13 protein-coding genes are annotated in these 18,400 nt (G+C 60.2%); 2 read left to right on the top strand and 11 right to left on the bottom strand.

The features are described from left to right. From NPS29_RS05265 to NPS29_RS05255, 3 genes are all read right to left on the bottom strand, one after another. The gene (locus NPS29_RS05265) at positions 1-1,140 is read right to left on the bottom strand and encodes a M14 family metallopeptidase (protein ID WP_274131150.1); all 1,140 of its coding nucleotides are present in this window, start codon (positions 1,138-1,140) and stop codon (positions 1-3) included. Positions 1,141-1,295: 155 nt separating this feature from the next. Next, positions 1,296-1,826, bottom strand: a complete 531-nt coding sequence (locus NPS29_RS05260; RefSeq protein WP_274131138.1) for a sigma factor-like helix-turn-helix DNA-binding protein — start codon at positions 1,824-1,826, stop codon at positions 1,296-1,298. Positions 1,827-2,341: 515 nt separating this feature from the next. Continuing rightward, positions 2,342-2,809, bottom strand: a complete 468-nt coding sequence (locus tag NPS29_RS05255; RefSeq protein WP_274131137.1) for an Lrp/AsnC family transcriptional regulator — start codon at positions 2,807-2,809, stop codon at positions 2,342-2,344. A gap of 222 nt (positions 2,810-3,031) precedes the next feature. On the opposite strand from NPS29_RS05255, the gene NPS29_RS05250 reads away from it, so the two are divergent. Further along, positions 3,032-6,517 (top strand): indolepyruvate ferredoxin oxidoreductase family protein, encoded by a 3,486-nt coding sequence (locus tag NPS29_RS05250; RefSeq protein ID WP_274131136.1) that lies wholly within the window; start codon positions 3,032-3,034, stop codon positions 6,515-6,517. 105 nt (positions 6,518-6,622) lie between these two features. Here NPS29_RS05250 and NPS29_RS05245 read toward each other — a convergent pair whose 3' ends face one another. The 8 genes from NPS29_RS05245 to NPS29_RS05210 form a co-directional block, all read right to left on the bottom strand. Next, a complete protein-coding gene (locus NPS29_RS05245; RefSeq protein ID WP_274131135.1) occupies positions 6,623-7,672 on the bottom strand; it encodes a hypothetical protein in 1,050 nt (349 codons plus the stop codon). Positions 7,673-7,903: 231 nt separating this feature from the next. Continuing rightward, complete coding sequence (locus NPS29_RS05240) at positions 7,904-9,865, bottom strand: acetyl/propionyl/methylcrotonyl-CoA carboxylase subunit alpha (protein ID WP_274131134.1); 1,962 nt, start codon at positions 9,863-9,865, stop codon at positions 7,904-7,906. Continuing rightward, a complete protein-coding gene (locus NPS29_RS05235) occupies positions 9,862-10,680 on the bottom strand; it encodes a gamma-carboxygeranoyl-CoA hydratase (RefSeq protein WP_274131133.1) in 819 nt (272 codons plus the stop codon). Before NPS29_RS05235 ends, NPS29_RS05240 begins: the two co-directional genes overlap by 4 nt. Positions 10,681-10,694: 14 nt before the next feature. After that, positions 10,695-12,302 carry a carboxyl transferase domain-containing protein gene (locus NPS29_RS05230; RefSeq protein ID WP_274131132.1) on the bottom strand — a complete coding sequence of 536 codons (1,608 nt, stop codon included), beginning with the start codon at positions 12,300-12,302 and terminating at the stop codon, positions 10,695-10,697. Between the two features lie 94 nt (positions 12,303-12,396). Next, positions 12,397-13,560, bottom strand: coding sequence for an isovaleryl-CoA dehydrogenase (locus tag NPS29_RS05225; protein WP_274131131.1), 1,164 nt, complete (start codon positions 13,558-13,560; stop codon positions 12,397-12,399). A 795-nt stretch (positions 13,561-14,355) separates the two neighbouring features. Next, complete coding sequence (locus tag NPS29_RS05220) at positions 14,356-15,255, bottom strand: hydroxymethylglutaryl-CoA lyase (RefSeq protein ID WP_274131130.1); 900 nt, start codon at positions 15,253-15,255, stop codon at positions 14,356-14,358. 51 nt (positions 15,256-15,306) lie between these two features. Next, complete coding sequence (locus NPS29_RS05215; protein WP_274131129.1) at positions 15,307-15,690, bottom strand: MerR family transcriptional regulator; 384 nt, start codon at positions 15,688-15,690, stop codon at positions 15,307-15,309. Between the two features lie 307 nt (positions 15,691-15,997). Next, positions 15,998-16,945 (bottom strand): LysR family transcriptional regulator, encoded by a 948-nt coding sequence (locus NPS29_RS05210; RefSeq protein ID WP_274131128.1) that lies wholly within the window; start codon positions 16,943-16,945, stop codon positions 15,998-16,000. A gap of 169 nt (positions 16,946-17,114) precedes the next feature. On the opposite strand from NPS29_RS05210, the gene NPS29_RS05205 reads away from it, so the two are divergent. Beyond that, positions 17,115-18,338 carry an acyl-CoA dehydrogenase gene (locus tag NPS29_RS05205; RefSeq protein WP_274131127.1) on the top strand — a complete coding sequence of 408 codons (1,224 nt, stop codon included), beginning with the start codon at positions 17,115-17,117 and terminating at the stop codon, positions 18,336-18,338. Positions 18,339-18,400: the final 62 nt, after the last annotated feature.

Raw genomic sequence — 18,400 nt, 5'->3', positions numbered from 1 at the left:
TCAGCGCAGGACCGATACCATCTCGCTCAGGGTCGTCAGCACGTCCTTGGCCAACTGTTTGGAACGCTTGCCCGACCAGCCGGTCAGCACGTCCGGGGCGTCGTCGTTGTCCTTGAACGGCATTTCCAGGGTCAGGGCCAGGCACTTGTAGCGCTCGCCGACACTGTTGCAGGCCAGGTTCATGTTGGCCTGGCCCGGTTCGGCCCGTGGGTAGCCGTAACGGGTCTGGAAATCCCGGGTGCGGCCACTCAGGCGTGCGCGGAAATCGGCTTCCAGTTCACGCTGCTTGTCGGTGTACCCCGGATTGCCTTCGCACGCAGCGGTGAACACGTAGGGAATTTCCTCGTCGCCATGTACGTCGAGAAACATGTCAACGCCGTACTTTTTCATCTGCTCCTTGACGAAAAACACCTCCGGGCTCACTTCCGGGGTCGAATCCTGCCAGGCGCGATTCAGGTCCTTGCCCTGGGCATTGGTGCGCAGGTGGCCATGGAAGGAGCCGTCCGGGTTCATGTGCGGCACCAGGTACAGGTCGGCGGACGCCAGCAACGCCTGCAATTGCTCGTCATCTTCCTGCAGGCGCTCGATCACGCCTTCCATGAACCATTCGGCCATGTGCTCGCCGGGATGCTGCTGGGCAATGATCCAGATCTTGCGCTTGCCTTCGGCGCCATCGCCCTTGCGCAACAGGGGGATGTCACGGCCTTCGATGCTCTTGCCGGCGGCGAGCAGTTGAGTGCCGGCCTTGTTCAGCGCCTGGTCGATCAGCCAGTCATGACGCTCGCGGCTGTAGGGTTCGAAATAGGCGAACCAGATCTGCGGCTGTTCGGGAGAAAGGGCGAAATTGAGGGCCTTGCCGTCGAACGTGCTGGGCACCCGGAACCAGGTTTTCTGGTCATAGGACGCGGCGGCGTTGTAGCCGGTCCAGGCACGGTTGTAGCTGGACTCGCTGGCGTTGGTCAGGCTGAACCCGTGAGGCTGGCCGACCTGCATGCCATCGACTTTGAAGTGGAACCACTGGAAATGCGCGCTGCGCGTGTCGGGGCGAATGGCCAGTTGGACGTTTTGTGGGTTGCTGGTGTCGAGCACCACGACGTTGCCACTGTCAAAATCACAGGTCACGGAAAGCGGGGTCTGAATCACGGGAAGATCCTGAGTACGTTAATGCCAACTCAACGCCCATCGGGTGGCGGTCACGGGGAGGCCGGACGACCACGCTGGGCTGTTATATGACGGGTACTTTACACGGATCAGGGTGTCGCGCCGCGACAGATTATTAAGTCAATGAGTCACGTTCAGGTGAAGGCTTCTGCGGTCACCAACAGGCTGCAAAGGAACGCCGTCAGCACCATCCAGGCGATATAGCCCCGGCGTTTGCGTCGGTGCCAGCCGTTGGCACCGAGGGCAGTGGCAGGGGCCTGGAGCTTGCACCACAGGCGCTCGGTATCCTGGAATGCACTCAGATGACGGCTGTCGGCATCGACCCAGTGACGAAACTCGATACGCTGGCTGGCGGTGGCCAGCGGGCTTTGCAGATGCACGTACCAGCGGCGGGCTTGCAGGCGGGCGGCCTCGGCATCTGCCGATTCGTCAGCGCATTGATCGAGCAAGCGGACCATGCAGCGCTCGACGGATTCGACATCGGTTTCCATGAGCTGGGCGATGTCGGCGTAGGGCATCTGGTCCAGACGGCTCAACAGGAAGACCTGTCGGGTCTTGCGCGGCAGTTTCTGGATGCGGCGACGATAAAGTTCGGTTTCAGGGCTGACAGGCACGCCCGATTGGCGCGTCGGCAAGGAAAGAGCAGGGGTGAGTGGATTAGTCATGGCATTTCACTCGCTTGTCATCCGTGGTTCATCCGCAGGGAGGAGTGGGGGCATCGTCCGTGACGCGCATCGATGTTAGTGCTTATGAGATTCATTCTCAAGTAAGCAATGTCGCTTTTTTCGACTTTTTTACCAAATATGTCGTTTTTGACCGTGCGGACGGTTCAGTGCTCATTTTTCTTTTGCTATCATGCGCGCCATCGAGCAGGCCGCAGATGCCAGCCAACCCTCTTCATTAGCCTGAAGACGCAGCAACAGACCGAACCCAGACCCTTGAAGGGCACGAAAAAAAAGACCCGGCAAAAAGCCGGGTCAAAAACCGTGATTAGCCTGATGAGGAGATAATCCGGAAGCCGACCTAAGGCTTCTGGGTTACCAGCCAGTCTCGCGACTGGTTGCGCTCAATAATAATCATTATCATTTGCACGTCAAATGTTTTTTCGCATTCTGGTGAAAAGATTTTTTCGTGTGCCCGTGATATACCCTGAACAATCCCCGTTTGCGCCATGAAGCGCTCAATCCAGCGGCAACTCGGTCGTGCGCTTGACCACACTCATCGCGATGTTCGAATGCGCCTCTTGCACGTGCGGGCTCTGCAGCAGGTGATCGCGCAGGAAGCGCTCGTAGCTGGCGATGTCCTGCACCACCACCTTGAGCATGAAATCCATGTCGCCGGCCATGGTGTAGCACTCCAGCACCTCGGGAAACCCGGTAATCGCCTGCTCGAACTCCGTCAGATAACGCCGCCCGTGGCCTGACAGCTTGACGTCCACGAACACCGTCATGGTCAGCCCCAGCTTCGCGGGGTTGAGGAGGGCGACCTTGCGTTCGATCACGCCTTCTTCCTGCAGGCGGTTGATCCGCCGCCAGCAAGGCGATTGCGACAACTCCACGCGCTCTGCGATTTCAGCGGCGGACAGGTCAGCGTCGCGCTGCAACAGGCGAAGGATTTTACGATCGATGGGGCTGAGTTTGACCTGCATGAATTGACCCTTTTTTATTCTATAAACGAAACAGGCATGCAGGATTTGAGCAGATACGGGCCAATTTAGAAAGAAAAAGCCTGCGCGCCACAGGCAGTATTGGCTCTGTGAATGCCGGGTCAACCGTCCCGGCATCCGGGCAGTTCGCGCACGGCTCACAAGGTCGCGCCAGCACCGCTCGCCACATTCAAAACGCACTAATAAAAACAAAGGAGTGCCTGAATGTCTTTGGCTGATATTCGTCTGGATGATAAGTACCGGCTCGCCACCGGCAATCTGTACCTGACCGGAACCCAGGCCCTGACCCGCCTGCCGATGCTGCAGAAGCAGCGCGATGAAGCGAGCGGCCTGAACACCGCCGGGTTCATTTCCGGTTATCGCGGCTCGCCACTGGGCAACCTCGACAAGAGCCTGTGGGACGCCAAGGATTACCTGCAAGAAAACGCCATCCATTTCCAGCCCGGGGTCAACGAAGAACTGGCCGCGACTGCAGTGTGGGGCAGCCAGCAGGTCAACCTGTTTCCTCACGGCAAATACGACGGCGTGTTTGCGTTGTGGTACGGCAAGGGCCCGGGCGTCGACCGTTGCGGCGACGTCTTCAAGCACGGCAACTCGGCCGGCGTCGCTGAAAATGGCGGCGTGCTGATCCTCGCCGGCGATGACCACGGCTGCAAATCCTCGACCATCGCCCACCAGAGCGAACACGCTTTCATCGCCGCGATGATCCCGGTGCTCAACCCGAGCAACGTCCAGGAAATCCTCGACTACGGCATCATCGGCTGGGAACTGTCGCGTTACAGCGGATGTTGGGTGGCGATGAAAACCATTGCCGAAAATGTCGACTCTTCCGCCGTGGTCGAAGTCGATCCGCTGCGCATCCAGACACAAATTCCCGAAGACTTCGAAATCCCCGAAGGCGGCCTGCACATTCGCTGGCCCGACCCGCCCCTGGCCCAGGAAGCGCGCCTCAACACCTACAAGATCTACGCTGCCCGCGCCTTTGCCCGGGCCAACAATCTGAACAAGGTGGTGATCGACTCGCCCACGCCGCGTCTGGGCATCATCACCACCGGCAAGTCCTACCTGGACGTGCGCCAGGCCCTTGAAGAGCTCGGCATCGACGAAACACTCTGCGCCTCCGTCGGCATCCGTGTGCTCAAGGTCGGCATGAGCTGGCCGCTGGAGCCGGTCTCCGTGCACGACTTCGCCGAAGGCCTGGACGAAATCCTCGTCGTCGAAGAAAAACGCAGCGTGATCGAGGATCAGCTCACGGGCCAGCTGTACAACTGGCCGGTGGATCAGCGCCCTCGGGTGGTTGGCGAGTTCGACGAAGAAGGCCGCTCGTTGTTGCCCAACCTCGCCGAACTGACACCGGCGATGATCGCCCGGGTCATCGCCAAACGCCTGGCACCGATCTACAGCAGCCCGAAAATCGAAGCCCGTCTGCAGTTCCTGCAGGACAAGGAAAAAGCCTTGGCCGCGCCGCTGTTCAAGACCCAGCGCACGCCGCATTTCTGCTCCGGTTGTCCGCACAACAGCTCGACCAAGGTGCCCGAAGGCAGCCGTGCGCTCGCGGGCATCGGTTGCCACTACATGACCATCTGGATGGACCGGGAAACCGATACCTTCACCCAGATGGGCGGCGAGGGCGTGACCTGGATCGGCCAGGCGCCTTTCACCGAAACGCCCCACGTGTTCCAGAACCTGGGCGACGGCACCTATTTCCATTCGGGTCACCTGGCCCTGCGCGCGGCCGTGGCGTCGAAGGTCAACATCACTTACAAGATTCTCTACAACGACGCCGTGGCCATGACCGGTGGCCAGCCCATCGACGGCATCCTGCGGGTCGATCAACTGAGCCGCCAGGTGTTCAACGAAGGCGTGCAACGCATCGCACTGGTCTCGGACGACCCTGACAAATACCCGAGTCGCGAGGCGTTTGCGCCGATTACCACCTTCCACCATCGTCGCGACCTGGATAGCGTGCAGCGCGAACTGCGCGAGTTCAAAGGCGCGTCGGTCATCATCTACGACCAGACCTGCGCCACCGAAAAACGCCGTCGGCGCAAACGCGGGACCATGGTCGATCTGGACAAACGTGCGGTGATCAACCCGGCAGTCTGCGAAGGCTGCGGCGACTGCGGCAGCAAATCCGGTTGCCTGTCGATTCTGCCCAAGGAAACCGCCCAAGGACGCAAGCGCGAGATCGACCAGAGCGCCTGCAACAAGGACTTCAGTTGCGTCGAAGGCTTCTGCCCGAGCTTTGTCACGGTACACGGCGGCAAACTGCGCAAACCGCAACGCCCTGACCAGAACCAGGCCTTCGCGACGCTGCCGGAACCGACGCTGCCCGGGCTGGATCATCCATTCAACATCCTGCTGCCCGGCGTGGGCGGCACTGGCGTGACGACCGTGGGCGCCATGCTCGGCTACGCGGCAAACCTTGAAGGCAAGGGCTGCAGCGTGCTGGACCAGGCGGGCCTTGCCCAGAAGTTCGGCCCGGTGGTGAGCCATATCCGCATCGCGGCGCGTCAGGAAGATCTGTTTGCCGTGCGCATCGCCGCCGGTGAAGCGCATCTGCTGCTGGGCTGCGATCTGCTGGTGGCTGCAGGCCCCGATGCGATTGCCAAGCTCAACAGCGATAAATCCTACGCTGTGGTGAACAGTCAACAGACACCAACTGCGGAATTTACCCGCAACCCGGACGCCGAATTCCCTGCCGAAGCCATGATGCAGACGATTCGCGAGGCGGTGGGCGCAGACAAGACGCACTTCGTCCAGGCGACCGATCTGGCCACCAAGCTGATGGGCGACAGCATCGCCAGTAACCTGTTCATGCTCGGCTACGCCTACCAGTTGGGCCTGATTCCGCTGACGTCCAAGGCGATTGAAAAGGCCATCGAGCTCAACGGCGTGGCGGTCAACCTGAACCAGCAGGCCTTCCTCTGGGGCCGTCGTGCGGCATTCGATCTGCCAGCGGTGCAGAAGGCTGCCAATCCTCAGGCGATTGCCCAGCAGGAACCGCTCGAGCTGACTCTGGAACAGCGTCTGGCGAAAAACGTGCAAATCCTTGGCGAGTATCAGAACCAGGCCTACGGCAAACGCTACCTGGCGTTGGTCGACAAGGTGCTTGAGGCTGAACGCCGACTGTTTCCCGGCGAGCAACCGGCGCTGACCGAAGCGGTGGCGTTCAACTACTTCAAGGTGTTGGCCTACAAGGATGAGTACGAAGTCGCACGTCTGTACAGCAACGGCGAGTTCACTCGCCAATTGCAGGCGCAGTTCGAGGGCGACTACCGACTGGAGTTCCATCTGGCACCTTCGTGGCTGGCCAAACGCGACCCGAACAACGGCGCACCGCGCAAGCGCAGCTTCGGCCCCTGGATGGTGAAGGCATTCGACGTGCTGGCCAGGTTCAAATTCCTGCGTGGCACAGCGTTCGACCCGTTTGGTCGTAGCCTGGAGCGGCGTCAGGAGCGCGAACTGATCGACAGCTACGTGGGTGATGTCGAGCTGATTCTCCAGCATCTGAATGCGGGTAATCGTCATACGGCGTTGAGTCTTGCGCGTCTGCCTGAGCGGATTCGCGGCTATGGTCACGTCAAGGAAAGCGCGATGAAGGCTGCTGCGTTGCAGGCAGTCCGCCTTCGTCAGAGCCTGGTGAGCGGGGAGGTGGCTATGCCGAAGTTGTATGAAGTAGCGGCGTAAGTGAAAGGGCACGCAGGGATGTCCCTGCGTGCCCTTATATGTACGTAGAGGTTAGTCAGCCTGAGAAGGAGAGCGTCTTGTTCGGTCAACAGGCTGCAAGGCTCATTACTTTCTGAATTGATTGGCGTAGATGCAGTTGTCCACCAGGCGGTTACGCAGGGACCAATCAGTGTTGATAATGTAATGCTTCATGATGGGGTGGTTGACATCACCGGCCGCGAACCAGGTCATGGTTTCTTTGGTAATGTCTTTTGGGACAAAAAATGGCATTGAGTATTTTGCTGCCTGAACCGCGCGAAGTTCTCCAGCGGGTTTGGTTTCGTTACCAACATTGCGAACAAAGTCCCGCAGCTTGTCATTGCTGGGGGTATTTTCACCAATCCAGCGTTGATTGACACCGGGCCAGAATGACCGGTCACGATCTGACGACTTGTACGCGATAACAGTGTTTTTATTTCGGCTCCAGAGTTGGTGAGCCAGCAGGTCTGTGTCAGACGGATCAATCAGTCTCGAACCGAATGCCGCCTTGATAATGGCTCCCAGTTCCTGATGCGCAGCCGTAGTAAAATTCTTGAATTCATGAAAATCAAGTATGACTATTTCTCTCGCATGCTCCCGATGCAAGTTGTTGACTGCACCGATGATATCTCCCTGTACAGTACGACCATTACTGGTCATGTGGAAGATGCTGAAGCGTCGCGGATCTCCCTTGGTATAGCCGGAATAGAACTGAACCCGTAAGTCTAGAGCGCGAATCCCGTATTGCAGCTGCACGTGGGGAGAGTAGTCCTGGCAGGTTTCCGAACTTGGGGAGCTGGGCGCTTGTTTGTCGCAACCAGAGTTGTGCGTGCCAGGAAGGATCATGTTTTCGATCTTCAAGTTAGCGACAGTCCGGTAGGTTCCCATCCAACTGGCTCGGTGGGCATTGTTGGGGGGAGCGATGCTGGCAAGCTCTGCGCCGGTGTCGTCTGTTGACGTCTCATCTTGCTCAGGGGATGTAACAAGCGAGTCCAGTGGTGGATGAGGTAGTGCCAGCTCTTCTTGGGTGTAAACGGGCTCGAATACAGGTTCCTGGTAAGGGACATGTTGACCTGAATCGTCAAGGTCACCGGGTGCGATGTCAAGTTGTTCGGCAAGTAGTTCCATTGTGTTCATGTCATTGACTCCATGTCGTGACAATAGGTTCGCTTTTAAAGTGATGAATGACGGGGTGCGTCAGACACAGGGGAGTTAAATACACTTTTAGGTGCGTGTCGACTGTAAAGAGTGTTAATCAGGCGGGATAGTATTGCGGATTGTGAGTTCGGCTTGATGAAGTGGCAACCATGTATGAGCACGGCGACCCTGAGCGGATCAACGGGTCGCCGTTCCGACTGCTGAAGTTATTCAGTCCTCAATGGAAATCAACACAGTGCCCTCGCTAACCATCTCGCCTTCGGCGCAATACAGCGCTGAGACCACGCCAGTGCGATTGGCACGAACGCTGTGCTCCATTTTCATCGCTTCGAGCACCACCAGAGGCGTGCCTGCCTCGACCTGTTCGCCAACCGCAACCAACACCCGGACAATGCTGCCATTCATGGGCGCACTGAGACCGCCTTGCTCGGTATGGCTGGCGTCGGCCTCGGCAATCGGGTCGAAACGGTGGATGGCGTGCATCTCGCCATCCCAGCGCAGGTACAGCGTATCGCTGCGACGGATTGCCGTGGTCTGGCGGGACAGTCCGTCATGTCTGATGCTGATTTGATCACCGCTCAGGCGAACCCCATGGGTCTCCTGAGCGCGCAGCTTGACCGTGCGGCTGTCCTGTCCGCAACTCAGGTGCAGATCCACCTCGTTCGGCAAGCCCATGCGCAGCCCGCTCCCGGTGGACCAGGGCGAGTGCAGGTCATCAGTGCGTTCCACTGCGGCGCTGCTGAGATGAAAGGCCTGGGCAGCCACGTGCCAGAACTCGTCGCCAAGCGCTTGGGCAGGAGGCAGAAGCTCGCTTTGGTAGCGCGGGATAAATCCGGTGTCCAGTTCGGCCTCGGCAAAGGCCGGATGCGCAATGATTCGCCGCAGAAACGCAAGGTTAGTGCGTACGCCGGCAATGGCGAATTCGTCCAGCATGGACAGCAGGCGCAGGCGGGCCTGTTCGCGGTCTTCGCCCCAGGCGATCAGCTTGCCGAGCATCGGGTCGTAGAACGGCGAAATTTCATCGCCTTCACTGACGCCGCTGTCCACTCGGCGCCCGGGGCCTTTAACCGACTCGCGATAAATCTCGAGCCGGCCGGTGGCTGGCAGAAACTCGTTGGCCGGGTCTTCAGCGTAGAGCCGCACCTCGATGGCGTGGCCGCGCAGTGGCACCTGCTCCTGGGTGATCGGCAGCGGCTCACCCTGAGCCACGCGAATCTGCCAGGCCACCAGGTCCAGACGGGTGATGGCTTCGGTCACGGGGTGCTCGACCTGCAGCCGGGTGTTCATCTCCATGAAGAAGAATTCGCCGCGTGCGTCCAGCAGAAACTCCACCGTACCGGCGCCGACATAGCCGATGGCCTGGGCCGCCCGCACAGCGGCCTCACCCATGGCCTGGCGCAGTTCCGGGCTCAAGCCGGGAGCGGGGGCTTCTTCGACGACTTTCTGATGGCGGCGTTGAATGGAGCAGTCGCGCTCATTGAGGTACAGGCAGTTGCCATGTTGGTCGGCGAATACCTGAATCTCGACATGACGGGGCTTGAGCACGTATTTCTCGACCAGCATCCGCGAGTCGCCAAACGACGAGAGTGCCTCGCGCTGAGCCGATGCCAGTGCGTCGGCCAGGTCCTCGTCGCGTTCCACGACTTTCATGCCTTTGCCGCCGCCACCCGCCGTGGCCTTGAGCAGCACCGGGTAGCCGATGCGCGCCGCCGCCTCGCGGAAGGTCGCAGGGTCCTGGGCCTCGCCGTGATAGCCGGGCACCAGGGGCACGCCGGCCGTCTCCATCAGGGCTTTGGCTGCCGACTTGCTGCCCATCGCATCGATGGCCGAGGCAGGCGGGCCGAGGAAGATCAGCCCGGCCTGTTCCACTGCGCGGGCAAAGCCTGCGTTTTCGGACAGGAAGCCGTAGCCGGGATGAATCCCCTGGGCGCCGCTGCTTTTGGCGGCGGCGATGAGTTTGTCGATCTGCAGGTAGCTGTCGGCCGCCTTGCTGCCGCCCAGGTCCACTGCGATGTCAGCCTCGCGCACGTGCCGGGCGTTGCGGTCGGTCGCGCTGTGCACCGCCACCGTGGTCAGGCCCATGGCTTTTGCGGTGCGCATAACGCGGCAGGCGATTTCGCCGCGGTTGGCGATCATCACGGACGTCAAGACAGCTTTCTTCGGGCCGCTCATGAACGTGGCTCTCCATTGGTGTTATCGATGCGCCAGGCAGGCTCGCGCTTTTGCAGAAAGGCGCGCAGGCCTTCCTGGCCCTCGCTGCTGACGCGAATGCGGGCGATGGCGTTTTCGCAGAAGCGGCGCAGGGAAGGGGACAGTTCGCCGTGGCCGACTTCGCGCAGCAAATCCTTGCTGACGCGCATGGCCTGGGGGCTATTGAGCAGCAGGTTGTCGACCCAGATCGTGACCTGGGATTCCAGCTGATCGGCCGGATAAGCCTCGGCCAGCAAGCCGATCTCCCTGGCCCGAAGGCCATCGAAACGTTCTGCCGTCAGCGCGTAACGCCGCGCATGGCGCTCGCCGATGGCCTGGATGACGAAGGGGCTGATGACCGCCGGGGCCAGGCCAATCTTGACCTCCGACAGGCAGAACTGTGCGTCACTGGCGCCGATGGCCATGTCGCAGCAACTGATAAGGCCCAGCGCACCACCGTAGGCGGCGCCCTGTACCACCGCCAGCGAGGGCAGCTTGAGCTTGGCGAGGTTGTACATCAGCTCGCCCAGTTCCTTGGCGTCCCCAAGGTTGGTGTTGTAGTCCAGATTGGCCGATTCCTGCATCCAGGCCAGGTCTGCACCGGCGCTGAAATGACGGCCCCGGGCGCGCAGCAGCAGGAAGCGCAGGCTGCTGTCACTTTGAATGCGGTCAAGTGCAATGATCAGTTCGCGGATCATCTGCGCGTTGAAGGCGTTGTTCTTTTCCGGGCGATTGAGCCACAGGGTGATGAAACCGCGAGGGTCGCGTTCGAGTTCCAGCGTGTCGAAGTCAGTCATGGGCAGTCCTGCGGTCACATGCGGAACACGCCGAAGCGCGTCGGTTCGATGGGGGCGTTCAACGAGGCGCTGATCGCCAGCGCCAGGATGTCGCGGGTCTGGGCCGGGTCGATCACGCCGTCATCCCATAGGCGGGCACTGGAGTAGTAGGGGTGGCCCTGGTGCTCGTACTGTTCAAGGATCGGCCGCTTGATCTCGGCCTCCTGCTCGGGGCTGAAGGGCTGGCCGCTGCGTTCGGCCTGTTCGCGCTTGACCTGCGCCAGTACGCCCGCCGCCTGTTCGCCGCCCATCACGCCGATCCGGGCGTTGGGCCACATCCACAGGAAGCGCGGGTCATAGGCGCGGCCGCACATGCCGTAGTTGCCGGCACCAAAGCTGCCACCGATGATGACCGTGAACTTGGGCACATTGGCGCAGGCCACTGCGGTGACCAGCTTGGCCCCGTGCTTGGCGATGCCGCCAGCTTCGTATTTCTGGCCGACCATGAAGCCGGTGATGTTCTGCAGGAAGATCAGTGGAATGCCGCGCTGGCAGGCCAGCTCGATGAAATGCGCGCCTTTCTGTGCGGCTTCGGCGAACAGGATCCCGTTATTGGCGAGGATCGCCACCGGATAGCCGTGCAAATGAGCGAAACCGCAGACCAGGGTGGTGCCGAACAGCGCCTTGAATTCGTCGAACACCGAGCCGTCCACCAGTCGTGCGATCACTTCGCGCACATCGAACGGCTGTTTCGGGTCGGCCGAAATCACGCCATACAGCTCATCGCTGGCGTACAACGGCGAGACCGGCGTGCGCAGTTGCAACTGACCCAGCTTGCGCCAGTTGAGGTTGGCGACGCTACGCCGTGCCAGTTCCAGTGCATGTTCGTCACTGTCGGCGTAGTGGTCGGCCACGCCGGAAATCTTGCAGTGCACGTCGGCACCACCCAGGTCCTCGGCGCTGACCACCTCGCCCGTGGCGGCTTTCACCAATGGAGGCCCTGCGAGAAAAATCGTCGCCTGCTGGCGCACCATGATCGCTTCGTCGGCCATGGCCGGCACATAAGCACCGCCTGCGGTACAGGAACCCATGACCACGGCAATCTGCGGGATGCCCTGGGCGCTCATGTTGGCCTGATTGAAGAAGATGCGCCCGAAGTGCTCGCGGTCCGGAAACACTTCGTCCTGCCGGGGCAGGTTGGCGCCACCCGAATCCACCAGATAAATGCACGGCAGGCGGTTCTGCTGGGCGATGGTCTGGGCGCGCAGGTGTTTTTTCACCGTCAGCGGGTAATAGGTGCCGCCTTTGACCGTCGCGTCGTTGGCGATGATCATGCATTCGACGCCTTCGACCCGGCCGATTCCGGCAATCACCCCGGCAGCCGGAACCTCTTCGCCGTAGACCTCATAGGCCGCCAATTGACTGATCTCAAGGAAGGGCGAACCAGGGTCGAGCAGCCGGTTGATGCGCTCGCGAGGTAACAGTTTGCCTCGCGAAGTATGGCGCTCCTGAGCCTTGGCGCCGCCGCCTTCATGGATGCGGGCAAGCAGAGTGTGCAGGTCATCGGTTTGACTGCGCAACGCCTGCTCGTTGACCTGGAAATCCGCAGACCGCGGATTGAGATGTGTTTTTAGAATTGTCACCTGAGTGTTACTCCGACCAAGGCCTGGAATCCGAAGTTGCGACCCGCGCAGACCGCTGTTGCTTGCGGCTTAGGGCTTGCAGCTTGCAGCTGCTTCACTTCGTTTCGTTGAACAGTTCGCGACCGATCAGCATGCGACGGATCTCACTGGTCCCCGCGCCGATTTCGTACAGCTTGGCGTCACGCAACAGACGTCCGGCGGGGAATTCGTTGATATAGCCGTTGCCGCCGAGAATCTGGATGGTGTCCAGCGCCATCTGGGTGGCGCGTTCGGCGGAGTACAGGATTACCCCCGCAGCGTCCTTGCGCGTGGTTTCGCCGCGCTCGCAGGCCTGGGCCACGGCGTACAGATAGGCGCGGCTGGCGTTAAGCTGGGTGTACATGTCGGCGACCTTGCCCTGGATCAACTGGAACTCGCCGATGCTCTGGCCAAACTGTTTGCGGTCATGAATGTAGGGCAGCACCACGTCCATGCAGGCCTGCATGATCCCGGTCGGGCCACCGGAGAGCACCACACGTTCGTAGTCCAGGCCGCTCATCAGCACCTTGACCCCGCCGTTGAGGGCGCCGAGCAGGTTCTCTTCAGGCACTTCCACATCGTCGAAAAACAGCTCGCAGGTGTTGGAGCCACGCATGCCGAGCTTGTCGAACTTGTTGCTGCGGGAAAACCCTTTCCAGTCGCGCTCGACGATGAACGCGCTGATGCCGTGTGCACCCTTTTCCAGGTCGGTCTTGGCGTAGATCACATAGGTATTGGCATCGGGGCCGTTGGTGATCCAGGTCTTGCTGCCATTGAGCACGAAGCGGTCGCCGCGCTTGTCGGCGCGCAACTTCATAGACACCACGTCGGAGCCGGCGTTGGGTTCGCTCATGGCCAAGGCGCCGATGTGTTCGCCGCTGATGAGCCTGGGCAGGTATTGGGCCTTCTGTTGCGGGTTGCCATTGCGATTGATCTGGTTCACGCACAGATTGGAGTGCGCGCCATAGGACAGGGCGACCGAGGCCGACCCACGGCTGATTTCTTCCATCGCCACTACGTGGGCCAGATAACCCAGGCCCGCGCCGCCGTACTCTTCACCGACGGTGATGCCCAGCAGCCCCATTTCGCCGAATTTGCGCCACATGTCGGCGGGAAACAGATTGTCCTTGTCGATCTGCGCGGCACGGGGCGCGAGTTCTGCGGCGACGAAGGCCTGAACCTGGTCGCGGAGCATGTCGTGGGTTTCGCCGAGGCCGAAATTGAGGGTGGGGTAGTTCATGAGACTGCGTTCCCTTGTTGTTTTTGGAGGGGCTGTCAGAAAGGGGTTGAATGACCTTTACGTTAACGTAAACCTGAGCGCAGTCGATGTCAACGCTGCCTGAATGAAGAAGTTTGCGGGGATAGGCACCGTAGCAGCACGGCTTGCCGGCGGGGGCGGCGGATCGGTGACTCATGTGCCGTCTGACACGCCGCTCCCGCCGGCAAGCCGTGCTGCTACGGGGGGAGTCGACAGTAAGGGAAAGTTTTCTGAACGCCAGACAGCATGAAGGGGAGCCTGGGCTCCCCTCCAAATCGTTGCATGCTCTTTTTTGTTTTTAGGCGGCCTGTTGTTGTTTTTGGTGGCCAGACCTTTTTTGCTTTTTGAGCGACCCCCATTCGGGGCCAAGAGCAAACGTATTTTTTTGAGCGCTGATGCTGCTTCGATCTTGCGATTCATCCGGTACGGTAGCTGCCTTGGGGCAGTTTTATTGTTCTCTGTCCGGTTGAGAGACCAGAGGCCTCACAAAGCGATCCACTCCAAAAAAATCAGTTAGCTGCGTCTCTGTCCGTGTTGTTCTTGTTATGTCAGAGCCGATACGTCTTGTTTTTATTGGGTTGTCACAATTTTTTATTTTTGTTGTACGTAAGACATAGCAGATGCCATGCCAATTTTTTCAGGTTCCCGGAAATCGGGGCTTTGCGGGAAATCAGGGATTTGGCCAGCGGCCGAAATCAGACCTGTGTGTTTCCGTGTTACCCGTTTCCAGCACCTCACTGCCGAGCAGGGTAACACTCTGTGACAAGTTGTCGCACATCAGCCCGACAAACGTGCCTTCGCTACTCTGGAGCCGTTGGCACGTCCCAGCACCTGGCTGATCCGTTGACCGGCGCCTATCAGTTTGTTCAGGTCGATTCCTGTCTCGATCCCCAAGCCCTCCAGCATGTACACCACGTCTTCACTGGCGACATTGCCGGTGGCGCCCTTGGCATAAGGGCATCCGCCCAGCCCGGCGACGGAGCTGTCGAACACCTGGATGCCTTCCAGCAGGCTGGCGTAGATGTTCGCCAGCGCCTGGCCATAGGTGTCATGGAAGTGCCCGGCCAGCCGCCCGCGTGGAATCTGCCCGGCCACCACATCGAACAGCTCGCGAGTCGCGCCCGGGGTGCCCGTGCCGATGGTGTCCCCCAGTGACACTTCGTAACAGCCCATGGCGAACAGCTCATTCGCCACCGCCGCCACCTGTTTGGGCGCAACGACGCCTTCGTACGGGCAGCCCAGTACGCATGAAACGTAACCGCGCACCCTGATGCCGTGCAGGCGCGCTGCTTCCATGATCGGCAGGAAGCGGTCGAGGCTCTCGCTGATCGAGCAATTGATATTGCGTTGGGAAAACGCCTCGGAGGCTGCTGCGAACACCGCGACTTCACGCACGCCGGCTGTCAGTGCATCTTCGAAGCCCCGCAGGTTGGGGGCGAGGGCGGCGTAGGTGACGCCGTCCTTGCGCTGGATGCCGTTGAATACTTCGGCAGATCCGGCCATTTGCGGCACCCATTTGGGCGATACGAAGCTGCCGGCTTCGACGTAGCTCAGCCCCGCGTCTGTCAGGTCATCCACCAGGCGGATCTTGTCGGCGACGCTGATGGGCTGCGCTTCATTCTGCAGTCCGTCTCGTGGGCCTACCTCGACCAGACGTACGCTTTGGGGAAGGGACATGGCAGTGCTCCTTGGGTGAGAGTGGTTCGAGATCTATCGCTTAACTCGTTGTTATATAGACGAATTGCCAAGCGCGATTTTGCAGCGTTCTTCGGCGGTATCCAGTTCCAGCTGCATCTGCTGGATGTCCAGCAACTGCTGATCGAGCTGCGCGCGGCGCTCGGCGATTTTCTGCAGCATCGTGGTCAGTTGTTTCTGGTTGTCGCCGGTGGGGTCGTACAGGCCGATGAGGTCGCGGCATTCGGCGAGGGAAAAACCGATGCGTTTACCCCGCAGGATGAGCTTGAGGGTGACTTTGTCCTTGGCCGAATAGATGCGTTCCAGGCCGCGGCGCTCGGGGCTGAGCATGCCTTGTTCTTCGTAGAACCGGATGGTGCGGGTGGTTATATCCAACTCGCGGGCCAGGTCGGAGATGCTGTAGGTCGGGTTGCTCATAGGGGGGCTCGAAGGAGGGTGCTTGGGGGGTAAGCTACGGCGACCTTAACGTAAACGTCAAGTCTGTGCGCGATAGCTTAGGCACCCCCATATCCCTCGTAGCAGCACGGCTTGCCGGCGGGGGCGTTTTCAAAATCGCCGACGCCGGCAAGCCGGACTGCTACGAGTAGGGCTTGCACCCGCCCCTGTAGGAGCGCGCTTGCCCGCGACAGCGCCCCTGAGACCGCCGCTGCCAGCAAGCCATGCTGCTACGGGACTGTAGCCTAGAACCTAAATTAGATATTTCTTATAACTCACTGATAAACAACTATTTAACCACTACTTCAAGTTCTTTCTCAAGTTTGCGCTCCTGAGCAGTCACCAGTTGGCACAGCTCGATGATCTGCTCGCGCATCCAGCGGTTCGCGGGGTCCTGGTCGGTGCTTTCGTGCCAGTACAAGTGGGTTTCCACGGTGGGCACGTCATTGACCGGCAGGTAGACGAAATGCAGGTCGTTGCGCCGTGCAAAACGTTCGGGGACGGTCATGACCATGTCGGTCTGGTGCAGCACCTGGGACGCCATCAGGTAATGCTGGGAGCGCAGGGCGATCTTGCGCTGGATGCCCATCTTGCCCAGTGACAGGTCCACATAGCCCAGGCCACTGCGGCGGCTGGAAATGTGGATGTGCGCCACAGCCAGATACTCATCCAGGGTAATGCTCTGCTTCTGCGCCAATGGGTGGCCGCGGCGCATGGCGCAAACGTACTGATCTTCCATCAGCTTGACATGGCGTACCTGCGGGTCAGTGTTCAGCGGCGCGTCCACGGCAAAGTCCAGGCGACCGGCTGCCAGTTCCTTGGTGGTTTCCCGGCGTCTTGAGAGAAAACTCTCAATGGTCACCGCCGGTGCCAGGCGGCGTAGGCGTTGAAACAATACTGGCAGAATCACCGCTTCGGTAAGGTCGGTCATGCTGATGCGGTAGTTCTTGACGGCCTGCAGCGGGTTGAAGATGCGGCTTTCCTGCACTGACACTCGCAGCAGAGACAGGGCATTGCGCACCGGACCGATGATGTTCTGGGCCATGGGTGTAGGCACCATGCCCTGGGCCGTGCGCACGAACAGCGGGTCGTTGAAGGTCTCGCGAAGCCGTGCCAGGGCGTTGGACACTGCGGGCTGGGTGATGCCGACGATCTGACCGGCGCGGGTCAGATTGGCTTCCGTATAGATGGCGTCAAACACAATAAAGAGGTTGAGATCGACCTTGCTCAGATTCATTGCTTTGCGCCTCTCGCTGATTTTTATTTTGGGACGTTCGTACAGGAACGGGGCAATCATATATCAGTGATGAATGTTTATACACGGCGAGAATAGGTTAGATAAATGGAAGGGCGTGATCTAGCATCCTCGGCATGTTTTGAAACACCTCATCAGAAGGTAGCTGCCCATGGATTTCGCTTACTCCCCCAAGGTCCAGGAATTGCGCGAGCGCGTCACGGCGTTCATGGACGCCTATGTGTACCCCGCCGAGTCGGTGTTCGAGCGGCAGGTGGCCGAAGGCGATCGCTGGCAGCCCACCGCCATCATGGAAGAGCTCAAGGCACGGGCCAAGGCCGAGGGTTTGTGGAACCTGTTTCTGCCGGAATCGGAACTGGGCGCGGGGCTGACCAACCTGGAATACGCCCCCTTGGCCGAGATCATGGGCCGCTCGCTGCTGGGACCGGAGCCGTTCAACTGCTCGGCACCGGACACCGGCAACATGGAAGTCCTGGTGCGCTACGCAAGCGAGTCACAAAAGCAGCAGTGGCTTAAGCCTTTGCTGCGTGGCGAGATCCGCTCGGCGTTCGCCATGACCGAGCCGGACGTGGCCTCCTCGGATGCCACCAACATGGCGGCGCGGGCCGAGCGCCAGGGCGATGAGTGGGTGATCAATGGCCGCAAGTGGTGGACCTCCGGTGCTTGTGATCCGCGTTGCAAGATCCTGATCTTCATGGGGCTGAGCAATCCTGACGGCCCGCGTCACCAGCAGCATTCGATGATCCTGGTGCCTGTCGACACGCCCGGCGTGAAGATCGTGCGGCCGTTGCCGGTGTTCGGTTACGACGACGCGCCCCATGGCCACGCCGAGGTGCTGTTCGAAGACGTGCGAGTGCCTTACGAGAACGTGCTGCTGGGCGAGGGTCGCGGTTTCGAGATCGCCCAGGGCCGCTTGGGGCCGGGGCGGATTCACCACTGCATGCGCTCGATCGGCATGGCGGAGCGCGCGCTGGAATTGATGTGCAAACGTTCGGTCCAGCGCACGGCCTTCGGAAAGCCATTGGCGCGGTTAGGCGGTAATATCGACAAGATCGCCGATTCTCGGATGGAAATCGACATGGCGCGCCTATTGACGCTCAAGGCTGCGTACATGATGGACACCGTTGGCAACAAAGTGGCCAGAAGTGAAATCGCCCAGATCAAGGTGGTCGCGCCCAACGTCGCGCTGCGGGTGATCGACCGGGCGATCCAGATCCATGGCGGTGCCGGTGTCAGCGGCGATTTCCCGCTGGCCTACATGTACGCCATGCAGCGCACCCTGCGCCTGGCGGACGGCCCGGATGAGGTGCACCGGGCGGCGATTGGCAAGTATGAAGTGGGCAAATATGTGCCTAAGGAGCTGATGCGTTCCTAAGCCCAACACAATTCCTGTAGGAGTGAGCTTGCTCGCGATGGCGGAGTGTCAGTCGGACTTTT

The organism is Pseudomonas putida (genome assembly GCF_028682175.1).
Taxonomy (GTDB): domain Bacteria; phylum Pseudomonadota; class Gammaproteobacteria; order Pseudomonadales; family Pseudomonadaceae; genus Aquipseudomonas; species Aquipseudomonas putida_AD.
This window is presented reverse-complemented; position numbering and strand designations above follow the sequence as displayed.